20 protein-coding genes are annotated in these 21379 nt (G+C 65.2%); 15 read left to right on the top strand and 5 right to left on the bottom strand.

Going from position 1 to position 21379, the window contains the following annotated elements; all coding sequences use genetic code 11:
- Positions 1 to 37: 37 nt before the first annotated feature.
- Positions 38 to 391 (bottom strand): hypothetical protein, encoded by a 354-nt coding sequence (locus ACFYWM_RS04425; protein WP_389908393.1) that lies wholly within the window; start codon positions 389 to 391, stop codon positions 38 to 40.
- Positions 392 to 526: 135 nt separating this feature from the next.
- On the opposite strand from ACFYWM_RS04425, the gene ACFYWM_RS04430 reads away from it, so the two are divergent.
- From ACFYWM_RS04430 to ACFYWM_RS04450, 5 genes are all read left to right on the top strand, one after another.
- Positions 527 to 871 (top strand): helix-turn-helix domain-containing protein, encoded by a 345-nt coding sequence (locus tag ACFYWM_RS04430; RefSeq protein ID WP_389908396.1) that lies wholly within the window; start codon positions 527 to 529, stop codon positions 869 to 871.
- 122 nt (positions 872 to 993) lie between these two features.
- Positions 994 to 1254, top strand: a complete 261-nt coding sequence (locus ACFYWM_RS04435; protein ID WP_389908399.1) for a hypothetical protein — start codon at positions 994 to 996, stop codon at positions 1252 to 1254.
- 3 nt (positions 1255 to 1257) lie between these two features.
- Entirely contained in the window at positions 1258 to 1584 is a 327-nt protein-coding gene (locus ACFYWM_RS04440; protein ID WP_389908402.1) for a transposase, read from the top strand.
- A 117-nt stretch (positions 1585 to 1701) separates the two neighbouring features.
- On the top strand, positions 1702 to 1839 hold the full coding sequence (locus ACFYWM_RS04445; RefSeq protein ID WP_389908405.1) for a hypothetical protein: 138 nt from the start codon (positions 1702 to 1704) through the stop codon (positions 1837 to 1839).
- 1038 nt (positions 1840 to 2877) lie between these two features.
- Positions 2878 to 3324, top strand: coding sequence for a bacteriocin fulvocin C-related protein (locus ACFYWM_RS04450; protein WP_389909304.1), 447 nt, complete (start codon positions 2878 to 2880; stop codon positions 3322 to 3324).
- A gap of 479 nt (positions 3325 to 3803) precedes the next feature.
- Here the strand turns inward: ACFYWM_RS04450 and ACFYWM_RS04455 are convergent, their stop codons facing one another.
- Positions 3804 to 3977: a transposase gene (locus ACFYWM_RS04455; RefSeq protein WP_389909306.1), complete on the bottom strand. Its 174-nt coding sequence runs from the start codon at positions 3975 to 3977 to the stop codon at positions 3804 to 3806.
- 420 nt (positions 3978 to 4397) lie between these two features.
- Here ACFYWM_RS04455 and ACFYWM_RS04460 point away from each other — a divergent pair, with 420 nt between their 5' ends.
- The 3 genes from ACFYWM_RS04460 (at position 4398) to ACFYWM_RS04470 (ending at position 8104) form a co-directional block, all read left to right on the top strand.
- Positions 4398 to 5531 (top strand): sensor histidine kinase, encoded by a 1134-nt coding sequence (locus ACFYWM_RS04460; protein WP_389908408.1) that lies wholly within the window; start codon positions 4398 to 4400, stop codon positions 5529 to 5531.
- On the top strand, positions 5528 to 6226 hold the full coding sequence (locus ACFYWM_RS04465) for a response regulator (RefSeq protein WP_389908411.1): 699 nt from the start codon (positions 5528 to 5530) through the stop codon (positions 6224 to 6226). Before ACFYWM_RS04460 ends, ACFYWM_RS04465 begins: the two co-directional genes overlap by 4 nt.
- 345 nt (positions 6227 to 6571) lie before the next feature.
- Positions 6572 to 8104, top strand: a complete 1533-nt coding sequence (locus ACFYWM_RS04470; RefSeq protein WP_389908413.1) for an ISL3 family transposase — start codon at positions 6572 to 6574, stop codon at positions 8102 to 8104.
- 465 nt (positions 8105 to 8569) lie between these two features.
- On the opposite strand, the gene ACFYWM_RS04475 is transcribed toward ACFYWM_RS04470, so the two are convergent.
- The 3 genes from ACFYWM_RS04475 to ACFYWM_RS04485 form a co-directional block, all read right to left on the bottom strand.
- Positions 8570 to 9643 (bottom strand): methyltransferase, encoded by a 1074-nt coding sequence (locus ACFYWM_RS04475; RefSeq protein ID WP_389908416.1) that lies wholly within the window; start codon positions 9641 to 9643, stop codon positions 8570 to 8572.
- Positions 9644 to 9651: 8 nt separating this feature from the next.
- Positions 9652 to 10602, bottom strand: coding sequence for an ABC transporter substrate-binding protein (locus tag ACFYWM_RS04480; RefSeq protein ID WP_389908419.1), 951 nt, complete (start codon positions 10600 to 10602; stop codon positions 9652 to 9654).
- 524 nt (positions 10603 to 11126) lie between these two features.
- Positions 11127 to 12005 carry an SAM-dependent methyltransferase gene (locus ACFYWM_RS04485; RefSeq protein ID WP_389908421.1) on the bottom strand — a complete coding sequence of 293 codons (879 nt, stop codon included), beginning with the start codon at positions 12003 to 12005 and terminating at the stop codon, positions 11127 to 11129.
- 131 nt (positions 12006 to 12136) lie between these two features.
- Between ACFYWM_RS04485 and ACFYWM_RS04490 the strand changes: the two genes are divergently transcribed.
- The 7 genes from ACFYWM_RS04490 (at position 12137) to fxlM (ending at position 21376) form a co-directional block, all read left to right on the top strand.
- Entirely contained in the window at positions 12137 to 13408 is a 1272-nt protein-coding gene (locus tag ACFYWM_RS04490) for a hypothetical protein (protein ID WP_389908424.1), read from the top strand.
- On the top strand, positions 13405 to 13962 hold the full coding sequence (locus tag ACFYWM_RS04495) for a GNAT family N-acetyltransferase (RefSeq protein WP_389908427.1): 558 nt from the start codon (positions 13405 to 13407) through the stop codon (positions 13960 to 13962). The genes ACFYWM_RS04490 and ACFYWM_RS04495 overlap by 4 nt, the downstream gene beginning before the upstream one ends.
- Positions 13963 to 14337: 375 nt before the next feature.
- The gene (locus ACFYWM_RS04500; RefSeq protein ID WP_389908430.1) at positions 14338 to 14511 is read left to right on the top strand and encodes an FxLD family lanthipeptide; all 174 of its coding nucleotides are present in this window, start codon (positions 14338 to 14340) and stop codon (positions 14509 to 14511) included.
- A gap of 108 nt (positions 14512 to 14619) precedes the next feature.
- Positions 14620 to 14784 carry an FxLD family lanthipeptide gene (locus ACFYWM_RS04505; RefSeq protein WP_389908433.1) on the top strand — a complete coding sequence of 55 codons (165 nt, stop codon included), beginning with the start codon at positions 14620 to 14622 and terminating at the stop codon, positions 14782 to 14784.
- A 97-nt stretch (positions 14785 to 14881) separates the two neighbouring features.
- Positions 14882 to 17968 (top strand): lantibiotic dehydratase, encoded by a 3087-nt coding sequence (locus ACFYWM_RS04510; protein WP_389908436.1) that lies wholly within the window; start codon positions 14882 to 14884, stop codon positions 17966 to 17968.
- On the top strand, positions 17965 to 19242 hold the full coding sequence (locus ACFYWM_RS04515) for a lanthionine synthetase C family protein (RefSeq protein ID WP_389908439.1): 1278 nt from the start codon (positions 17965 to 17967) through the stop codon (positions 19240 to 19242). Before ACFYWM_RS04510 ends, ACFYWM_RS04515 begins: the two co-directional genes overlap by 4 nt.
- A 40-nt stretch (positions 19243 to 19282) precedes the next feature.
- Positions 19283 to 21376, top strand: coding sequence for a methyltransferase, FxLD system (fxlM, locus tag ACFYWM_RS04520; protein ID WP_389908441.1), 2094 nt, complete (start codon positions 19283 to 19285; stop codon positions 21374 to 21376).
- Positions 21377 to 21379 lie beyond the last annotated feature (3 nt).

The raw sequence follows: 21379 nt of genomic DNA on the forward strand, positions 1-21379 counted from the left end.
GATGGGCCGAATCTTCGTCACCTAGTGGTCGCGTCCGTTAATTCGTCGGGGGTGGCGGGTCGAGCCAGGCCGTAGTGTCGCCGAGGTAGAAGCCGCAGGCGCAGTCGAGGGCTTCTTGCGAGGTGCCGGCCGAGCGGCCGGTGGGCAGGACGGACTTCTCGTAGTTGTCGTGGCTCGCGCGGTAGATGGCAAAACCCCAGCTGGTGGCGGATCCGACGTAACGAAGTCGGCAGAGCGGCAGGGTGGTGCCGTCGGGGAGCCGGCTGGCGACGTAGGCGAACTCGCCGTGGTAGCGGACGGTGATGCCGACCAGCTGAGGCCAGCGCTCGCGTGCCCTGGCCGCCAGACGCTGGCGTAGCGAGGTCATGGTCGACTCCGGTGGCCTTGCCATACGGCCATCGTGCCCTACCCGCCTGGCTGCACCATGGGACGCATGCCCTCCAGTCCCTATGTCATATGCCTTGGTGACGCTGAGCGCGCCGAGCTGGAGTCCCTGTCCTGGCGGGGCTCAGCGCCGTTTCGCCTGGTGCTGCGATCACAAATCGTGCTGCTCGCCGCGGCGGGCACGGCGAACCGGATGATCGCGGAGCGGCTGAGCATCTGCCAGGACACGGCCCGCAAATGGCGGCGCCGCTACTGTGAACAGGGCATCGAGGGACTGGCCGACGCACCGCGCCCCGGCAGGCCGCGCGTGTTCTCCGCCCGCATCGTGGCCGGGGTCAAGGCCCTTGCGTGCGAGATGCCCACCTCGAGCGGAACTCCCCTGGCCCGATGGACCTGCCCCGAGCTGGCCCGCCATGCGGCAACCAGCGGCATCGCTCCCGCGCCCTCGGCGTCTACCGAGCGCCGCTGGCTCGCCAATGACCCCTGAAGCCCTGGCAGCACCGGTCGTGGATCTTTCCCCGTGACCCGCACTTCGCCCTCAAGGCATCCCGCGTCCTGAACCTCTACCAGCGCGAATAGGAAGGAAAACCGCTCGACGAGGATGAGTACGTGCTCAGCGCCGACGAAAAGCCCGGCGTCCAGGCCCGCATGCGCATCCATCTCCCGCTCCCGCTAGGGACGGGGCGGGCGATGTGGATCGAGAGCGAATACCACCGCCTCGGCACCCTCGCCTACCTGGCCGCCTACGACGTCCACCGCGCCCGGATCATGGGCCGGTGTGAGCCGACCACTGGCATCAGGCCGTTCACCGCGCTCGTGGACCAGGTGATGCAAAGCGAGCCGTACGCCTCGGCCAGGCGGGTCTTCTAGGTCGTGGACAACGGCTCCTCGCACCGGAACTGGGCGGCAGCGGCCCGGCTCAGCGACGCCTACCCGAACGCCCAAATGGCCCATCTGCCCGTCCACGCCTCCTGGCTCAACCAGATCGAGGTCTACTTCTCCGTCATCCAGCGCAAGCTCCTCGCCCCCGACGACTTCGAGGACCTCGATGAGCTCGCCGCCCAGGTCCTCGCCTTCGAGAACCACTACAGCGCCGCAGCCAGGTCCTTCGACTGGAAGTTCACCCGCACCGATCTCAACCATCTCCTGGCACGCATCAGGCAGCACGACCGACACGCACCGCACCCGCTGGCCGGATGACCCCCGACGAATTAACGGACGCGACCACTAGCCCAGGGTCGAGCGCCCAGATCGCCGTTCAGCGGCCCGTTCAGCCGCTGTCGTCCATGCTGGTCGAGCCCAAGGAGGTCTTTTGGCGTGAGGCTCTGGACCGCCAAGCCCTGCCCGCCCGAGCACCTGCCAGAAATCAACGAGGCCACGTTCGCCGCTGATCGCGCCCGGCTGGTTGAGCTGATGGCCGCCCGACAACGCCCCGAGGAGACTCTGACCCCATGACCACCCTCACCCTCATTATCGGCACCGGACTCGTCGCCGCCCCACCATGACGACATCACGCTTTTATCCTCAGTAGCATTCTCACGGCTTTGGCAAGGGTGTCGCGGCGGTTCCTGCCAGAATGTCGCTAAGCCGACTGGCTCTCAGCGAGATAGGCCAGGTAAGAGCACACGAAACAATAGCGATCACACCTTCGGATACTTGGCCACACTCGGAGCATTGCACGGTGGCCGTACCACGTCGAGAACCAGCCATCAGCGGGTTAAAAGGAAGGCTTAGCCACTTAGCCTATAGTCACGAAATGCAGACAGAGAGTGAGTGAGTGAGTGAAGCGTAATATCACAGAAGCCGAAAGCTGACAATAGCTAATTCACTTATTGACAGATTCACTTTTATATGTCTCACGGCGAGCCGTGAGACATTGGCGCGACATCCATACTTTTAATCCTTGACAAATTACCATCGTCGTTGATCTACTTCGAGGACCAGCTGTTCTTCGAAGGGATACAACCGATGGAACTTCGTTTAACGGAACGATGGGTGCTCGCCTTCGATGCTTCATGCAAACGATGCCGCGAAGTCTCAGGAATGGTGACGCGTACATGCGGCGAGAAACTAGAAGTAATACCACTAGCACAACCAGAGGTACGTCAGTGGCGAGAGCAAAGCATGGGAGATCAAGCCCCCTGGGTGCCAACGTTAATTAGAGTACGAGGCGACGATGTGCGGGCTTGGACCGGAATGGCTATGGGTATCCGGCTCATGCGCCGACTCGGTCCGAGATCGACGATTCGCCTCTTAAACGCCCTTGGCGACCAGCACCACCAAGACCGGAGCTCCACAGGGCGGTCAAACAACAGCACGATCGGTCGAGCGCAATTCCTTCGACTCGCTGGAGGACTCGGTGTAGCGGCAGGAATTGTGCTGACTGGAAAGACTCCAGCACTCGCAGAGCCAGAGCATGACGCAGTTGAGTCATGGGTGAAAGCAAATATCGGAAACCTGCCAGAGCGTTACTCCGATTTCGTTAAGTACTCTATGGAATATCGGCAGGCAATCTTCTCGTCACTTTCCCCCAAATCCCGAAGTGGACTATGGGTGGAACATCTGAAGAACTACCGCACGTCACACGGAGAACTCTCCGAAAAACAGATCAGTATAATTGATCGTGCCACTGCACTTTTGTCCAGCGAATCTACCTTCATACAGGGGCGCGGGCTTGACACAGATCGGAGACTTAGGGAAGTTCGGGAAGCAGCGGTAGAAGCCTTCGGACATGATGAAGCCCGCACCCTTATCGCGACCCTCGGCCCGACCGAAAATATCAATGATACCCAAGCCGCAGCTCTTGCAGACTGCCAGTGCAGCAACATCGATGACTGGTGCTCAACGTCATACAGCTGCGTATCCTCTACCTCATGCCGCTGGACCCCCTTCGGGTGTGGCACCGGATGGGTATACCAGTGCAACGGAAAGTGCCTATAATCCCGTCTGCGAACATCGCCGGCCACCTACATAGCCATATGAAAAATCGAACGGCCTTCGCCCTACCAGGGAGCAGGCCGTTTGTACTTTCGCACCAAGTGTCAAGGTCTCGACAAGTAAAGGTTTATGCGGGTTCATTTTTTACAAATACCGAGGATCGAGGCGTGCCTGAGCATTGAGAGGGCGACCTAATCGTTGATCTGGACAACTTAATGATCGGAAACCCTGTCGAACGCACCACCCGGTTCACGATGACTCTTCACCTGTCCAGCATGGCCGGACATGGCGAGCACAGAAGGCGATACGGAAGAATTCCAGCCGTTCACACGTCCGCTTGGCTTTGTGACCGCTCTGCTTCTCCGCCTCGATGAAAGCGGGGCAAGTTTGCCAGGCCTTCTTACAAAGAAGTTGTGGCTCACTTGGGTAGGTCGAGGTCCTTGCGTAGTCGGTGATTCTTCTACTGCAACGTGGTTAACTCCTCATGCTCGGCTGCTGGTCAGCTCATTTCGCTGCCTGGCATCGATCTCTGCTTGGGCCCCCCAGTTACGCACCGTGATCTCGGTCAGATCTAAGTTTCCTGCCATCTGATTAACCGAGCAATCGCCGCACCAGCACTGCTCGACGATCTCAGTTTTGAATTCTGATGTAAACAGGCACCGAGGACGGCGCTTCTTTTCCTATGCTCTTTATGAGGAACATCCTTGACGAACCCGTGATCTCGAACGCTCGCCAAACCGGGTCAAACCTAAATTACGGCAAGCCCAACCATAGGTCACCAAATCGCAAGAAGAGGATATCGCTTCCCTTCTTACGCTACCTGGGAAGCTGAAACGCACTGCTAGCCTTCAGTAATGTCTTGATAGTGATGGTCGATGGCGGGTCGCTGGTCCACGACCATAACCCTTAAGCAGGTCGAGCACCTGCAGAAGAACCCTAAACCGAGGCAAGATGTACCTCCTTTGGTGTATCGCGTATCGCGAACGGTGCAGGGGCAAGTGACGACTGGGGGACGACGCGACCCCAGTAGGACCCGGCCTAGCGTGATGACATCATCTTTCAGGGAGGACCCTCGCATGGCCGAACCGCTTTCGCAGCGTGTATCCATCCCTGTCCGTCACTTCGACAGGATCATCGACGTTGCGCTCGCCACTCTCACCGTGGTGGGCGTCATCACTGGTGTTGCCGCCGCCGAGGTGCGCATCACCTGGACGGGCACAATCCCTTTCGCGCTGTTCCTCGGAGCCCTCCTGCTCGTCAGGCGCCGTTGGCCGATGACTGTGCTGCTGCTATCAATTGCCGCGATCTTTATCTACCGCCTGACAAGCGACTTCGAGGGTGGTTGGATCTGGCCGCTGTCGGTTGCCTACTTCACCGCTGCCGCAACTCCACGCGTGCGCTGGGTGGTCGCCATCGGCGCCGCCCAGCTCATCTACTCCGCTGTCGATTTCTGGCCGGTTCTCAACCGGAGCATAGGCCGCTTCATTGTTCATCTCGCTGGCGAGGCTCTGCTGTTAGCAGTCCTCATCGCCGCAGGTGTCGCTTACGCGGTTTTGTTACGCTGGCGAGAGCGGTTGCGCGAGGCCGACGGCCGCGCCCGCGTCGCCGAGGAACGGTTGCGCGTCTCGCGTGAAGTGCACGACATCGTCGCCCACACCCTGGCCGTTGTCGGCGTTCATCTTAACGTCGCTGCCGACACCCTCGAAGAAGCGCCGGACGAGGCCGCCGAGGCTCTGCGCCTGGCCCAGAACATCAGGAACCGGGCGATGGCCGACCTCGCCTCCCTCATCAGCGTCCTGCGCGAGGGCCCCGATGACAACGCACCCCAGCCTGGTCTCGCCTCCCTACATGAACTCGTCGCCGACGCCCGCGCCGCCGGACTCGACGTGGTCCTCGACGAGCACGGCGACCCCTCAGCCGTTCCCGCCGCACCCGCCGTTGCGATCTATCGCATCGTCCAGGAGGCCCTCACCAACACCCTCAGGCACTCGGGAGCAACTAAAGCCGAAGTAACAATCGATTACCGCCCGCGCTCAATCACTGTTGAGATCGTTGATGACGGCCGCGGTGACCACGACGTCGCTGAAGGGTACGGGCTCGCCGGTATGCGCGAGCGAGTGAGCGCCCTCGGTGGCGTGCTCACCGCAGAGCCGACCTCCGGAGGCTTCACTGTGAAAGCCGACATTCCTGTGGCAGGCTCGCCGGCATGACGATTAGGGTGCTCCTCGCCGACGACCAGGCACTCGTACGGGCTGGTTTCCGCAGTCTCCTCGCCCGTTCCCGGGACATCACGGTTGCCGGCGAGGCCGCCACCGGGGACGAGGCCGTGCGGCTGGCCATTGCCCTCCAGCCCGACATCGTCCTCATGGACATTCGTATGCCCGACACCGACGGCATCACGGCCACCCACCGTATCGTTACCCACTCGGCCCTCCCTGGTTGCCGTGTCATCATCCTCACCACCTTCGATACCGACGAGAACGTCTTCGCCGCGCTGCGCGCCGGAGCCAGCGGCTTCCTCACCAAGGAGGTCGACCCCGGCGACCTGCGCCGGGCGGTGGCTGCTGTCGCCGCAGGGGACGCGCTCCTGTCCCCTGGTGTCACCCGTCGTGTCGTTGAGCGATTCGCTCACCGGCAAGGTCCCGCGTCCGGCGCCGAGCAACAACTGGCTGCCCTCACCGCCCGAGAGCTGGAGGTGGTCCGGCTTGTCGCGCTCGGCCTGTCTAACGATGAGATCGCCGGACGCCTCGTAATCAGCCCTCTCACCGCCAAGACTCACATCACCAGGGCCATCGCCAAGCTAGATGTACGCGACCGGGTTCAGCTAGTAATCCTGGCCTACGAAAGCGGCCTGATCAGGCCCGGTAGTCCTATCTCGCATCCAGGGCGCAAAAAAACGGGTTGATAAGCTTATCAAAAAAGCCATTTGCCGTCATTGACGCATGACATTAATTCCGGGCGTTGGTTGACGTGCCACCGACGGTAAAGGAGGATACCTCAAAGCTCGCAGAACTTAAGATGAGACCCTTAACTCGAGTTTTAGTTGACGATAGGCCTGAAGTGGCTAATGCCACTTTTCTGCCACCTTAGCTATTTTGCGTGGATGAGGATTATCCGGTGGATCCGACGTAAGTATCCTGGAATCACATGGAAGCAGATTCGCCGCCATTATTGCGGCGGGGTCTGTCCAGTTAACGGCTCTGTCGCAGATTCGGTGGTGACCAAACGTCCTGCTGCGTCACGGTGAGTTATGCATAATGTCAACGAGCTGGTAAGTACGGTGTTTTCGGGGTTGTCGCCGCTGGTAGTGCAGGACGTGGCGGACGAAGGCAAGCGGATCCGGGTGCGGGCGCGAACCCCGGACGGCCCCGTCGCCTGTCCTGGCTGCGGTGCCGAGACCGCACGCGTGCACGGTTATCACGAGCGGAGCGTGGCCGATGTCCCGGTCGACGCACGCCGCGTGTTCGTGGCGGTGCGGATCCGCCGCCTGATATGCCCGACGCGGGGCTGCCGTCAAACCTTCCGCGAACAGCTTCCCGGCGTGCTGGAACGCTACCAGCGGCGCACTCCCCGCCTGAGCGGCCACATCGGCGCTGTAGTCCGCGAATTGGCCGGACGTGCCGGCACGCGAGTCTTATCCGCCCTGGCCATGCCCCTGTCCAGGCACACCGCTTTGCGCATCCTGCTGCAGCTGCCCCTGCCACAGTTTCAAGTGCCCCGCGTCTTGGGAGTGGACGACTTCGCCCTGCGCCGCCGCCATCGCTACGCCACCGTGCTCATCAATGCCGAGACCCGTCAGCGCATCGACGTCTTGCCCGACCGCACCGCCGACACCCTCGAGGCCTGGCTGCGCACCCATCCCGAAGTGCAGGTCGTGTGCCGAGACGGCTCTGGCACCTACGCCGAGGCGATCCGCCGCGCCCTCCCGCAAGCGATCCAGGCCGGTGATCGGTGGCACCTGTGGCACGGCCTCGGCCAGGTCGTCATGAAAGAGGTCGCCGCGCACAGCGCCTGCTGGGCCAAGGCCGGCCCGCCCCCGCAGGACGGCCCCCGGGCACAAAGCACCCTGCAGCGCCGGCACCAGGTCCACGACCTGCTCGGCAAGGGCGTCGGCCTGCTGGAGTGCGCGCGCCGCTTGAACCTGTCGCTCAATACCGTCAAGCGCTACGCGCGCGTGCCCGAGCCCGGACGGCTGCGACGCGCCCCGCAGTACCGGCCCACCCTGGTCGACCCCTACCGTGACCACCTGCGGCGCCGCCGCGCCGACGACCCCGCCGTCCCCGTCCTGCGCCTGTTCAACGAAATCAAGACCCTCGGCTACCCGGGCAGCTTCAACCTCCTATATCGCTACATCACCCAGGGCCGCGCCGAAGGCGACCGCCCGCCCATCTCACCGCGCCACCTGGCCCGACTCCTGCTCACCCGGCCCGGTAACCTCACCGGCAAGCAGCAGAACCTGCGTGATGAGCTCACCGCCGCCTGCCCCGAGATGACCGACTTAGCCGGGCTGGTGCGCGCCTTCGCCGACCTGCTCCGGCCGCGCGAGGGCAACGCCGACCGTCTCGACACGTGGATCACCACCGCCCGCGCCGCCGACCTCCCCCACCTGCACTCCTTCACCCGCGGCCTCGACCAGGACCGCGATGCCGTCCGCGCGGCCATCACCTTGCCCCACCACAACGGCGGCACCGAAGGCGTGAACACCAAGACCAAGCGCATCATGCGCCAGATGCACGGCCGCGCAGGTTTCGCACTACTCCGCCACCGGATCCTCTTGGGCTGACGCTCCGTCACCACCGAAAGAGAGACAGAGCCGAAAACCGTACAGTCCCGGGCCCGGGTGGCGGCCAGGGAGAGGCGCGCCTGGACGGTCTGAACGGCGTCACCGAATCTGAGTTGCCGCCTCCACCACGAGAGTTGGTGTTTTCCTTCGTAGACGATCAACGTGTCCAACCAATCGGACACGTTCTTGGGCTGGCGTAACCAGGTGACAATGCCCTGCGGCGGAGAGGTCAAGACGGCCTCGGCCACAACAAGCAAACCAAACAGGTCGTCGTTATCGCCGACGAGCCGGTCGAGCTCGTCGAGAGTGATGTAGACCAATTTGCGAACATCGTTCACGTGCTTAAGTCGAATCACGGGGGTTCCCGTAGGGGGCAGGTTGAAAGGTTCGGTGCGCCAGAGCTGATCGGCGCCAGCGCGTGCTTACGGCGTGGGGTCCGTACGCACGCGCTGGCGTTGCCGAGCTTCACTTGAGCGTCGCGACAACCAGGTTCAGACCGCCGGCCAGAGGCTTGTTGCGCCGTGGCACGAACCCGGCCTTGGTCAACAGCTCGGTGTACTGGCTGCTGGTGCGCTCCTGTCCGCCGGGGAAGAACTTCATCATGGTGACGTCCAGGAGGGCGTTGAGCGTCAGCTTGTCGATGCACCACAGCGCGGTCGGGCGCTGCGACATCACCATGGCGGTACGGACCCGCGCCAAGAGGCGCAACGCGTCCTCATCACCCCAGTTGTGCAGAATGCTGCCCAGCAGGTACACCCCGCTCCCGGGCGCCGCGTCGAGGCAGGGGACGCCTTCGAAGGCATCGCCTGCCAACACCTGCCAGCGGTCGGCCATCCCGCGAGCGGCCATGGCCGCCTCGGCTCGTTCGGCGACCGACGGCAGCTCCTGCAGAACTCCGTTCAGGTGCGGGTGGGCCTCCAGGACGGTCGCGAGCATCATGCCGGTGCCGCCACCCACGTCCACGATGGTCCGCACGTTGGAGAAGTCCTGATCGGCGAGTGCTCTCGCGACCGGGTGGGAGCGGGAGGACATGAACTCGCCGAACATCTCCCTCTGCTTCGGGTGGCCTTCCAGGTACGCATACAGCGAGTGCTTGCCGCCGGGAAGGACCGGCCGGCCGGTGCGAATGACCTCACCCAGCTGGGGCACGGCGCTCCAGCTGACGGGAGTGGCGGCCCAGGTCACCGCGTGCCGCATGGAGCCCAGGACATCGCGGCGCAACGCCGCCCCCAGGTCGGTCAAGCTGACGCCCCCGGGGGTCAGGGTGATGACGCCCGCGGCGACCATCGGGAGCAGGATCCGCTCCAGCAGGTCCGGGATGGCGCCGCACTGCTTGGCGACCTCGTGGACCGGAAGGATTTTCTCGTCGGTCGCGTCCAGGGCGTCGGCGACGCCGAGCTCGCAGAAGGCGTTCAACGCACCGAAGAGCGCGATGCCGTCGATGATGTCCTGGATGTTCTCCTGCTGCCGGGCGCTCACATGGTCGGTGCTGGGTGGTGGAGTGGTGCGAACGCGCTGGGGCAGGCTGGCCTGGCTCATGGGGGCGGTTACCCTTTCGGCGTTGAGGTTGGTGTCGGCGTCGTCAGCAGCTGGTCCACGTTGAACGGTTTGGTCAGGTAGCCGATCTCGTGCATGGTGTCGGCGACGCGCTGCAGGCGGTTCTTGTCGCGCGTGACGGGCCAGGTGCCCAGGGCGATGACGGCGGCGGTCGCGGCGTCGATCTTGGTGTAGGTCGACAGGATCTCCTCGACAGCGTTGCGGTCACCGGCGGCGTCATGCTGAGCCCGCACGATGGCGCGCTGGAACCTCGCGGCGAGGTCCGGGTTCCGGGCCGCCCACTCTGAGGAGACGATCCACCCGGCGATGGGGAAGATATCCAGAGGGCCGCCGGCCGCGGTCATGTCCCCGATCTGTGTGCCGCCGGAGTAGCCGATCTGCGTGCTGTAGGGCTCGGTGACCCACGCGGCATCGACCCTGCCCGCCAGGAGATGCGTCTTCATCTCAGGGAGCGGGAACTCCTTGAAGGTCACGTCATTCGCGGTCAGGCCGACCTGCCGCAGAGCCACCGTGACCGTCAGCGTCCCGATGCTGCGCAGCGTCGCGACCCCGATGGTTTTGCCCTTCAGGTCCGCCATGCTCTTGATGGCGGAGTTCTTGGGGACCATGACGACGAACGTGCCGGGCGCGGCCTGGTAGTTGTCGGCGATCACGGTGAGTTTCCGCCCGGCGTCAGCGGCTTGGATGACCGTGACGTAGTTGCCCTGGATGACGTCGAAGCTGCCACCGATGAGGCTTTCCAGGGCGGGACCGGCACCTTGGATGGGCGCGATGCTGACATCGAGCCCTTCGGCGCGGAAGTAACCGCGATTTTTGGCGATGTGAGCGGTGGAGGCGTCCGGGACCGGCAACGCACCGACCTTGATCTCGGTCAGCGGAGACTCTGCGTCGTTCTTGGAGGGGTCCGTGGCGCCACAGGCCGATATAGCGACAGTAAGCAATAAGGCAATTACTGAAAGTGTTCGTTGGGGGGAACGCAAGGACCGCTCCGAATCGTAAAAGGAAATGTCAGATGAGTGGGCGGCCGACTGCCGCTCAGCGAAGAGGGGGGAACTTGGCTCTCATGAGAGGGCTGAGCGAAGCCGTGGGGTGAGATCGAAGGGAAACGACCGGGCGCGTCAGAGCTCGTGCGATATGCGCGGCGGCGGCCTCGATCTCACTGGCTGGGGCGATGGGCGCTCCCCAGATCCACCACAGCCACGGCTTACCCTGCCGGGGTCTCACGGTGATCCGTCCTCCGAAGGCGGCGTTGTCGCGCCTGACGACGACGAGAGACAGATGTGATCGCGTGGTGAGGGTCGCCTGGAATCTTCTGCCCTCCACCGCCTGGCCAAGGGCACGCAGAATGATCTCGTCACCGAGCTGGTCCATCACGTTGATCACCGCCGGTTTCGTCGTGAGGTCGATAGATAGCGTGTGAAGGTGGGCGGCGCTCGCGGCCGGCCGGGGACGCCCTCGCTGTGCATCATCGGTTCCGCAGCACGGCGATACCCCCGACGAAGTGCCCGCTCTGCGTCACTGGTGCATTTGTCCGACGAGGCCTGTGGGGCTCCAGCGGAACCACTCCCGGCTCCAGCGCCTCGAATCCGTCGAACAACCCGACGATCTCCTCCATCGGGCGCGGGTAAATCTGTACGTCCGCAGCCACGTAGGCGGCGGTCGCCTTCTCCAGATCCTCTTTGCTCATGGCACCAGGGCAGGCGTGTGAGAGCACCAGGTGGCTGTCCTCGGGCATCCACTCCCGCAGCGTGGTCAGGATCCGTCGCGGCTCGTCGTCGGGCATGAAGTGCAACAGCGCGCCGGCGATGACCGCACCCGGCTTACCACCGGACCGCAGTGCCTCTATGTCCGGGTGCTGCAGCAACGTGGTGGTGTTTCGGACATCGGCCTCGACGACGCGCACCAGGTCGTTCGTCGCGAGCAGCGCCCGGCCGTGGGCTGCGACGTTCGGGTTGTTGTCCACGTACACGAACCGGGTGTCAGGCACGATCCGCTGGGCCACCCGATGCAGATCATCCTTGGCGGGACTGTTCGAAGGCAGGCCCGACCCCAGGTCGAGAAACCATCGCATCTCCATGCGGGCGAGGGTCTCAACGCTCTCGATGAGGAACTGCCGGTTGGCGCGGGCCAGCTCGGGCAGTTCAGGAATGATCTCGGTGAGCTGCTCGGCCGTAGCGCGGTCGCCCCCGAAATTGTCCTTGCCACCCCGCAGTGTGTCGTACACGCCGGCGGATGTAGGAGGCGAACCGGGCAGCTCAACGTATGGTCTGAGGTCTTCACTCACCATGGAACTTTCCGGGCTGGTCATCGTGTTCTCCTTGCCTTTGCTTGCCCTCCCCTCCATGCAACTGTGCGGGCGGGCCACCAAACCGGACGCGAAGGAGGACCTTTCACCGGACTTTTCCTTCTCTCGGCGGACTTTCGCTGGAAAAGTCCTGCGCTACCGTGAGGAACGGTGACTACCCCGAGGCGGACATGACCGAGCAGTGGACGGCGTTCGATCGCGAGTGCAGACTGCGTGGCTGGGGACAAGCGGCTGCGTTCCTTGCGGAATACGCGAGGTCAGCGCAGTTGATGGGGGAGGAGGCTAATTTGACCGAGCGACAATTACGTCGTTGGCGCAAACCGAATCCGCCCCTTCCTCGTCCCCGAGCATGGCGGGTGCTGCACGCGATGTTCGGCATGAGTCCTGCTGAACTGGGATTTCCGCCGCCGCCTCCGAGCAGAACGGAATACATCGAGCAGGCATCCGAAAACACGTTCGGCCTGGACCGTAGAATGTTCCTGGCCGATACCCTTGGCACTGCTGCGAGTATTAGCCTGTCCGGTTCCGGCTCTGTAGGCACCACCCATATCGCTGAGCTGCGCGAGGTTTTGCGTTCGCTCTATGCTCTCGACGATGCCTATGGCGGGGGTGATGTGCGATCTCTTGCCATACGGCATCTGCAGCGGATTCGTCGTGTGATCAACACTGGAAGCTACCCCGCCAGTGTCGGCCGACAACTCCAGCTTCTGGCAGGAGAAACAGCGGAGCATTGTGGTTGGTTACATTATGACGCCGACCAGCAAGACGAGGCTCGCCGGTTCTGGGGCGAGGCATTGACTACCGCCACCATGCTGCGTGATCCAAGTCTTGAAGTTATGGTGTTCGCCAGCCTCAGCATGCAAGCCATTCACGAGGACCGGCCGCGGGACGGCTATGATCTAGCCCGCGCGGCCCGGCTGCGCGCTGAGGCTATGCAGTCGCCAATTTTGGTATCGATGATCGTCGCACGTGAAGCTCGCGCTCTTGCGAAAATGCGAGACAACAGCGGTGCGCGACGGGAGCTCGCTTGTGCGATGCGCGTGATTGAACGTTCCGACCGAGAGCGGCCGGCACCGTCATGGGCAGCCTTCCATGGACAGGCCGAACTTGGTTACACGCAGGGCTTGATCTACGCAGAAACCGGGCACCATAACGCGGCTGTTCCGTTTCTGCGCGCTGCCCTGGCCCATCAAGAGCGCACCTACACCCGTAATGCTGCTCTCTATCGGCTCACTCTGGCCCGCAGCCTGGTACTTGCCGGAGAGGCTGACGAGGCCGCTTCCGAAGCGGTTGCTTCTCTGCCTCACCTGGAAGAAGTCGAATCCGGGCGTGTAATCCGGCGGCTGAGGGAGGTCCGCAACCTTCTCGCGAAGACCGACAGTCGAACAACAGCCGGTTCGGTAGAGGTCTTATCGAATCACCTAACGGAGAGGGCGATATGACTGATCAGGTGACCATCCAGCGATGGGACGGCAGCGGGGCGGTGGCGCAGCTGGACGCGATCCTTTCAGCGTACGAAGAGGTATACGCCGAGCCTCCGTACCTAGAGGGACCACGGGATGTCGCAGAGTTCATCGAGCGCTTCCAGCGTCAGGTCGAACGTCCGGGCTTCCGGCTTGCGATCGCGTATGAGGATACGGAGGTCGTCGGTTTCACTTTCGGATACCTGTTGCCGCCGGACACCCAGTGGTGGCGAGGGCTGCTTCGACCGGCACCGGAGGAGTTCACGCGGGAAACCGGGGACCGAACCTTCGTCATCATAGAACTGGCTGTCCGAAACCCGTGGCGGCGGCGCGGCATTGCCAAAAAGCTTCACACCGCTCTGATAGAAGGTCTGGAGGTCGAGCGGGTTACGTTGACAATGCGACCAGAGCCGGAAGCGAGACCGGCTCAATTGGCGTACGAGTCGTGGGGATACAAGAAGGTCGGGGAGTCGCGGCCTTGGGACGAGGCACCACTGTATGACTCAATGGTCCTCAACATAAAGAGCCGCTGACCCCTAGCAGGATGCCAGCGAATACATAAACGTCCACCGGCCGGAGCCGCAGAATCGAATAGGGTTCGGCCACGATATCTGCATGCCGCTTTCGCGGGTAGGGCTGCCTTTAATCACTTCACTTCCGTAAACCCGGAAGTCTCGTTCCGCAACCCTTGCAATAAATGTTCGGCAAGCAGCCCAACGTTAAGCGTGCCCACAGTCAGGCATTGCATCACTGTCGATTGCTTCTTTGGGTTGCCCGGCATTTGAGAAGGTGGCCGAAAATAGCGCTACACCAATCAAGTGCCAGAACTAAAACTCTTGACAATTCCAAGTGGAAGGCATGCAATACGGAGCACTTCCAATCAACCGTTAAATCGGAAGGAGCCTTTGATGAGCGCCAGCACGATGGCGCTGGAGTCGCGGGTCGAGGAGACGGCCGACTCTGACCTCTTCAACCTGGACATCCGTGTCGTGGAGACCAGCGATCAGATCAACAGCCTGATCTCGACCACAGACGGCGGGTGCGGGTCCACGTGCGGCAGCAGCTGCGTCAGCAGCACGTAACCGGCGAACGTGGGTGCTGGCTGTGCATATCGCCAGACATCCGCTCTCGTACGGAACTCAAGGCGGGGCCGTTCCAAGCTCCGCAATCGAGCAGAAAGGGGATTTCGGATGACCGCAACAGTACTGGAGTCGCAGGTTGAGGAGCCGGCCGAGTCGGACCTCTTCGACCTGGACGTCCGCACACTGGAGGTAGCGGACTCGGCCGGTCTGATCAACATGACCGATGACGGTTGCACCAGCACCTGCGGTGCCTGCGTTACCAACGCCCCCTGATCGGGCGCACGCCTGATCTCAAGCCGGTGCCGTTGCATGGGCCCTCCCGCAGCGGCGCCGGCCATCCCCTGATCACCTCGACATCACGGAGGTATGCATGCCCTCCCACGTTCGTCCGGGGTTCCGATCTGCCGGCACGGCTCTCATCCGTGCAAGCGCCCACTCCTGGCCAGATCTGCCGCCGTGGCCTGACCTGACCGACCCCGCGCCCGAGCGCGTCGCTTCCTGGGTGCACTGGCTCCGGCAGGTGTGGGCGGTCGACGGCCTCGCCGAAGCCCTGGGCCATGCCAGCCCAGTGCTCGCAGCGCAGGTGCGGACCCTTTGCGCGGCCGAGGACCCCGCCGTCCGCGAGACGTGGCGCGCGGTGCTGTCCGTGGCCCGCTACCTGCAGCGCATGGTGGGGCGAGCGACGCCGTTCGGCTTGTTCGCCGGAGTGGCCCCGGCGTCCTTCGGGGCCACCGTGCAACTGCGCTGGGGTACCCGGCATCACGCCGTTGCCCGAGCAGGGGCGGAATGGCTGGCCGACGTCGTCGCACAACTGGAGGGGTGCTCCAGCCTTATGGCCCGGCTGCCGGTGGTGGCCAACACCACGCTGATGGTGCGCGGAAACCGTCTGATCGTGCCCTACCAGCCGCGGGGAACGGGGGCGGTGGAGATCTCGCTGCGCAACACCGCCGCGGTGCGCGCCGCGATCGACGCGGCCCGCGCACCAATCCGCATGGAGGACCTGGAAGCGAAGATCCAGGCGGAATTCCCGGCGGCCACGTCGGCGAAGCTCTCGAAGATGCTCATCGAGCTGGTCACTCGTGGCGCATTGATCACCAGCTTGCATGCGCCCAGCACCGAACCCGACGCCCTGGGCCACCTGGTGGAGCAACTGGAGGCGGTCGGCGCTGCGATGGTGGCACCGGTCGCTGATCTGGCCGTCGAGTTGAAAGAGGTCCACGCACTCCTTGAGCGTCACAACCAGGCGCCTGCGAGCGAGGGCCGCGTAGTTCGTACGGACGCGACCGCGCGGATGCGCCGTCTCGCCCGAACCAGGCAACACCCGCTGGCGGTGGATCTGCGGCTGGATGCGCAGGTTGTCCTCCCCGAAGAGTTCGCCCGTGAAGCGGAGCGTGCCGCGCTGACCCTGGTACGTCTGAGCGCCTACCCCTACGGCACACCCGCTTGGAGGGCCTACCACCAGCGGTTCTACGAACGGTTCGGCATCGGGTCGATGGTGCCGCTGCTGGACGTCGTCAGCGACAGCGGTATCGGCTGGCCCGATGGATACCCGGGCACGGTGACACCCGTGCGGCGCTCGCCGATGTCGAGCCGCGACGAGGTGCTGCTGGCGCTGGCTCAAGACGCGGCACTCGACGGCCGCGCCGAGGTGGTCTTGGACGAACAGCTGATCGCGGCCCTGGAGCTGGGTTCTCAACGGCTGCGGCCACCGTCGCACCTGGAGCTGGGCGTACGCATTCATGCCGCCGACCAGCAGGCTTTGCAGCGCGGCGACTTCCACCTGGAGATCACGACCCTCTCACGAGCCGCGGGGGTGGTGACCGGCCGGTTCCTGAGCGTCCTTCACCCGCGGGACCGGGAAGAGTTGGCCGCTGAGCTGTCTGATCTACCGGGCGGCGACCCCGACACCATGGCGGCGCAGCTGTCCTTCCCGCCGCTGGACCCGGCGACCACACACGTGACCCGAGCTACGCAGATCCTGCCGACCGTGATCAGCTTGGCCGAGCACCGCGCCGACGAGAAGATACTGACTGCCAAGGATCTGGCGGTGGGCTGTGACGGCCGCCGGATGTACCTGGCCGCGCCCGCGCTCGGACAGCGGCTGGAGGCCGCGGGGATGCACGCGCTGAACCTGCAGACCCACACACCGCCGCTCGCCCGCTTCCTGACCGAACTCACCCGCGCCCAGTGCGCCCAGGTGGCGATGTTCGATTGGGGGGCCGCCACGCGCCTGCCGTTTTTGCCGAGATTACGCTTCGGCCGCACGATCTTGTCCCCGGCGAGGTGGCGACTGAAGGCGGCCGAGCTGCCTGTGCGCTCGCAACCGTGGACGGTATGGGATGAGGCCCTGACCGCCTGGCAGGTGCGGCGTCGGGTACCGAGTCTGGTGCGCCTGACCGAGGGGGACCGGCTGCTGCCTCTGGACCTGGACGTGGCCGGGCACCGGGCGCTGCTGCGCGCGCACCTGAACACCGCCTCGCACGCCGTGCTGACCGAAGTCTCAGCCCCCGAAGACGCCGGTTGGTGCGAAGGACGGCCTCATGAGGTGATCGTGACGCTGACGTCCGTCGAACCGCCGCCGTGGCCGCGCTTGCCGACACCCACCCGGGCACGGATCGTCGGCCGCACCCAAGGTCAGATGCCTGCCACGTCCCGTGTGCTGCTCGCCAGCCTGTATGGGGACATCCACCGCCAAGACGTCGTCCTCACCGAGCACCTGCCCATCCTGCTCGACCGGCTCGGCCAACCGGCCTGGTGGTACATCCGCTACCGCGACCCTGACCATCATCTGCGCCTACGCATCGCCTTGCCCGACCCGACAGAATTCGGCCTGGCCGTGCGTACGGTGAGTACCTGGGCCGAGGAACTGCATCGGGCCGGTCTGCTACGCGAGGTGACCTACCCCACCTCCTACCCCGAGACCGGCCGCTGGGGATCCGGGGTGGCGATCGACGCGGCCGAGGCGGTGTTCGGCGCCGACTCGCGCGCCCTGCTCGTCCAGCTCGGCCAGCCGGTCCGCCCCCACCACCAAGCGCTGGTGGCCGCCCATAACGTCGCGATCGCCGTGGCGTTCACCGGCAGCGTCGCCACGGGCATGCAGTGGCTGATCGACCACATTCCCGCCACCGCACCGGGCCGAGTCGCACGGCCCGTGTTCACCGAGGCCGTCCGCATCGCCGACCCCCGCGACGACTGGGCGGCGCTGCGCGCGGCCTCGGGCGGCGCCGCGATCGTCTCCGCGTGGAAGCCGCGGGATGAGGCCCTGGCCAACTACCGTACCCACCTGCCCGGCCCCGACGCCGTGGGCATCGACGTCGACGACGTCCTCGGCTCCCTGATGCACATCCACTTCGTGCGCGCCTTTGGCATCGACTTCGACGACGAGGCCGTGGGCATGTACCTCGCCCGCGCCGCGGCCCTGGCCTGGCGTGCTCGCACCTGCGGTGGCCGCTCGTGACCGATGACCACCCCGCTGCCGCGTTCGCCGAAGCGGTCGCTGACCAGTTGGCGCATCCCGATGCCGTTGCCGGGCCGTCGACCGCTCAGCCGTGGTGGCGCCAGTCGCTGGCCCACGGGGCGCCGGGCATCGCCCTGCTGCACATCGAACGCGCCGCCGCAGGCCTCGCACCGTGGCAGCGCGCCCACGACTGGCTCACCTACGCCGCCCGCTCTCCGCTCACCGCCGGAGCCGACAGCCACCTGTTTCATGGTGCTCCGGCTCTCGCTCACGTTCTCGCCTGCGCGGCCGCCGCCCGGCCCGGCTCCTACGAGAAGGCCCTGGAAGGCCTCGACAGGGTGATCACCGCTGATATCCAGCGCCGGGCTGGTTTCGCGCAGGCCCGCATCATCGCGGGGCGCCTGCCCGCACTGGCCGAGTTCGACGTGATCCGAGGCCTGACTGGCGTCGGCTCCTACCTGCTGCGCCGCGACCCCGGCGGCGAAGCGGTCCGCGCCGTCCTGGAGTACCTGGTGCGCCTGACCGAGCCCCTGAAGATCAATGGGGAGACACTTCCGGGCTGGTGGAGCGCCTCGGGGCCCTCCGGGCGCGACAGCGTCCGGTTCGCCGGGGGACACGGCAACTGCGGGGTGGCCCACGGGATCGGCGGCCCGCTGGCCCTGCTGGCGCTCGCCGCCCAGCGCGACGTCACCGTGCCCGGCCACCGTGACGCCATCGACCGGATCTGCGCGTGGCTGGACCGGTGGCGCACCGACACCGGCGCCGGCCCGCTGTGGCCGTACTGGGTCAACCGCTCCCAGCTACGCGCCGGACATCGCGACCTCGACGGCCCGCAACGTCCCGCATGGTGCTACGGCACGGTCGGCCTGGCACGCGCTCAGCAACTCGCCGCCCTGGCAACCGGAGACACCGACCGCCGACACATAGCGGAGAACGCCTTGATCCACGCTCTGACCAACCCTCTCCATCGCGCGGCGATCACCGACACCTCGCTGTGCCACGGTTACGCCGGGCTCGCCCACATCGCCACCATCTCGGCCTCTGACGCCACCCCGGACGCCGCGGCCCGACTGCATGCCCTCGTCCCTGACCTGCTGGACGCCGTCCAACCCGCCGCTGGCAATCCCGAACACACCGCCGCCGCTCTCCTGGGCGACGTTGGATGCGATCCGGCTTTTCTCGACGGCGCCGCCGGCGTCGCCTTGGCCGCCCTTGCCCCCAGCACCGCGACCCTGCCCCGAACCGGCTGGGATGCCTGCCTGCTCATCGCCTGACCGCCCGCGACCGACCTACCTTGTGAGGACGCCCCACCTGATGCTCACTATCGACTGGCGCCAGTACAACATCGAGGTCCCCGACCGCGCCACGGCCGAACACGTCGCCATCTGGGACCTGCGCCCGACGCTGACCGCAGCCCAGGGCGCCGGTCTCCTGCACGGCTGGTGGTTCGTCCGCAAGCACCCCTGGCGGCTGCGCTACCTGCCCGATGATCCCATCTCCACCGTCGTCGCCGACCTGCTGGACAAACTGGCCGCCGACGGCCGGATCATCAGCTGGGCGCTCGGGATCTACGAGCCCGAAACAACGGCGTTCGGCGGGACCGCGGCCATGAGCGTCGCCCACGAGCTGTTCCACCATGACAGCCACCACCTGCTCACCCGCGCCGCACGCCACGACGGTCCGGCTCTGGGACAGCGTGAGACCACAGCCCTGCTGTGTAGCGCGATGCTGCGCGCCGCCGGTCTGGACCTCTACGAGCAAGGCGACGTCTGGGAAAAGGTCGCCGAGCTACGCCCCGCCGAGCCCGGGACCGTCGCCCCCGAGCGGGCTGCCAGGCTGGCCGCGGCGATGCGCCGCCTCATGACCGTCAACGTCCGCGATCTGTGCGATCCGGCGAACACCGGCCCCCTCGTGGGCTACGACGGGTGGGTCACCGCCTTCGAGAAGGCCGGGCAAGCCCTGGCGGACCTGTCGCGCCATGGACGGCTGACGCGAGGTCTGCGCGCTGTCCTCGCCCACCACATCATCTTCCACGCCAACCGCGCCGGGCTCCCCGCAGCCGACCAATCCGCCCTTGCCGCACTGGCGCTGGACACAGTGTTCACCACAGACCGGGACCTCGCGTCCCGACCTGCCACCACCTCCGAAACAACTAAGGTCGACCGAATGACTACTCTCAGCGATAACCCCGCGTTGTCCGCCGACCGGCTCCGCGCCGAACTGACCGACCGGCTGCGCGAGCAACAGGTGCTTCGCACCCCCGCCGTCGAGGCCGCCTTCCGGCGAACCCCCCGGCACCTGTTCCTTCCCGGCGTACCGCTCGACCAGGCGTACGCCGACAACCCCGTCTACACCAAGACGACCGAGGACGGCACCCAGATCAGCGCCGCCTCACAGCCGTGGATCGTCGCCGGAATGCTCGAACAGCTCGCCCCGAACCCCGGCGAGCGAATCCTGGAAGCCGGGGCAGGCACCGGCTACAACGCGGCGATCATGGCCGCCATCGTCGGTGAGAGCGGCCACATCGTCACGATCGACATCGACGAAGATCTGGTGGACGGCGCCCGCGAGCACCTGGCCGCCGCAGGGGCCGACAACGTCGAGGTCATCCTCGGTGACGGCGCGCTCGGCCATCCCCAGCGCGCCCCCTATGACCGGATCATCGCCACCGTCGGCGCGTTCGAGACACCGACCGCGTGGCTGGAGCAGCTCGCCCCCGGCGGGCGCCTGCTTGTGCCGCTTCGCCTGCGCGGAACCAACTCGCGCACCATCGCCTTCGAGCGAGGCGAAGACCGCTGGCACAGCGTGAGCAGCAAACTGGCGGTCTTCATGCCGCTGCGCGGGATCGGCGACGACGCACGGCGCATCGTCACCCTCACCCCCGAGGAGGACGTGACCCTGCAGGTCCACAAGGACCAGGCCGTCGACGGCCACGCCCTGGCCGGAGTGCTGGACACCGAACGGCACGAGAGGTGGACCGAAGTGCTCTTCCCGCCGGGTGTGCTGCTGGAGTGGATGGAACTGTGGCTGTGCCTGCGCCTCGACAACGCCCTGATGCGGATGAACGTCGAGCCCGCGGCCAAGGACCGTGGCCAGGTCACCCCCATGTTCCCTTGGGGCTCCATGGCCACCACCCGAGGCGCTGACCTCGCCTACCTCGCCATCCGCCCCGCCACTCCCCCGCCGGCCGATGGCGGCAAACTGTACGAGATCGGCGTCATCGGACACGGGCCCACCGGTCAGAACCTCGCGGAACTGGTGGCCGAGCAGGTCCAGATCTGGGATACGGAGTACCGCACCCGTACCGTCCGTTTCGAAATGCCTAATAACCCCGAGGCCTCCGATCCCGCCTCGGGCCGGTTCGTCCTGGATCGGCCACACCACCCCATAACGGTTATTTGGGAGTAGCGG

It is taken from the genome of Streptosporangium sp. NPDC002721 (assembly GCF_042888905.1).
GTDB lineage: Bacteria > Actinomycetota > Actinomycetes > Streptosporangiales > Streptosporangiaceae > Streptosporangium.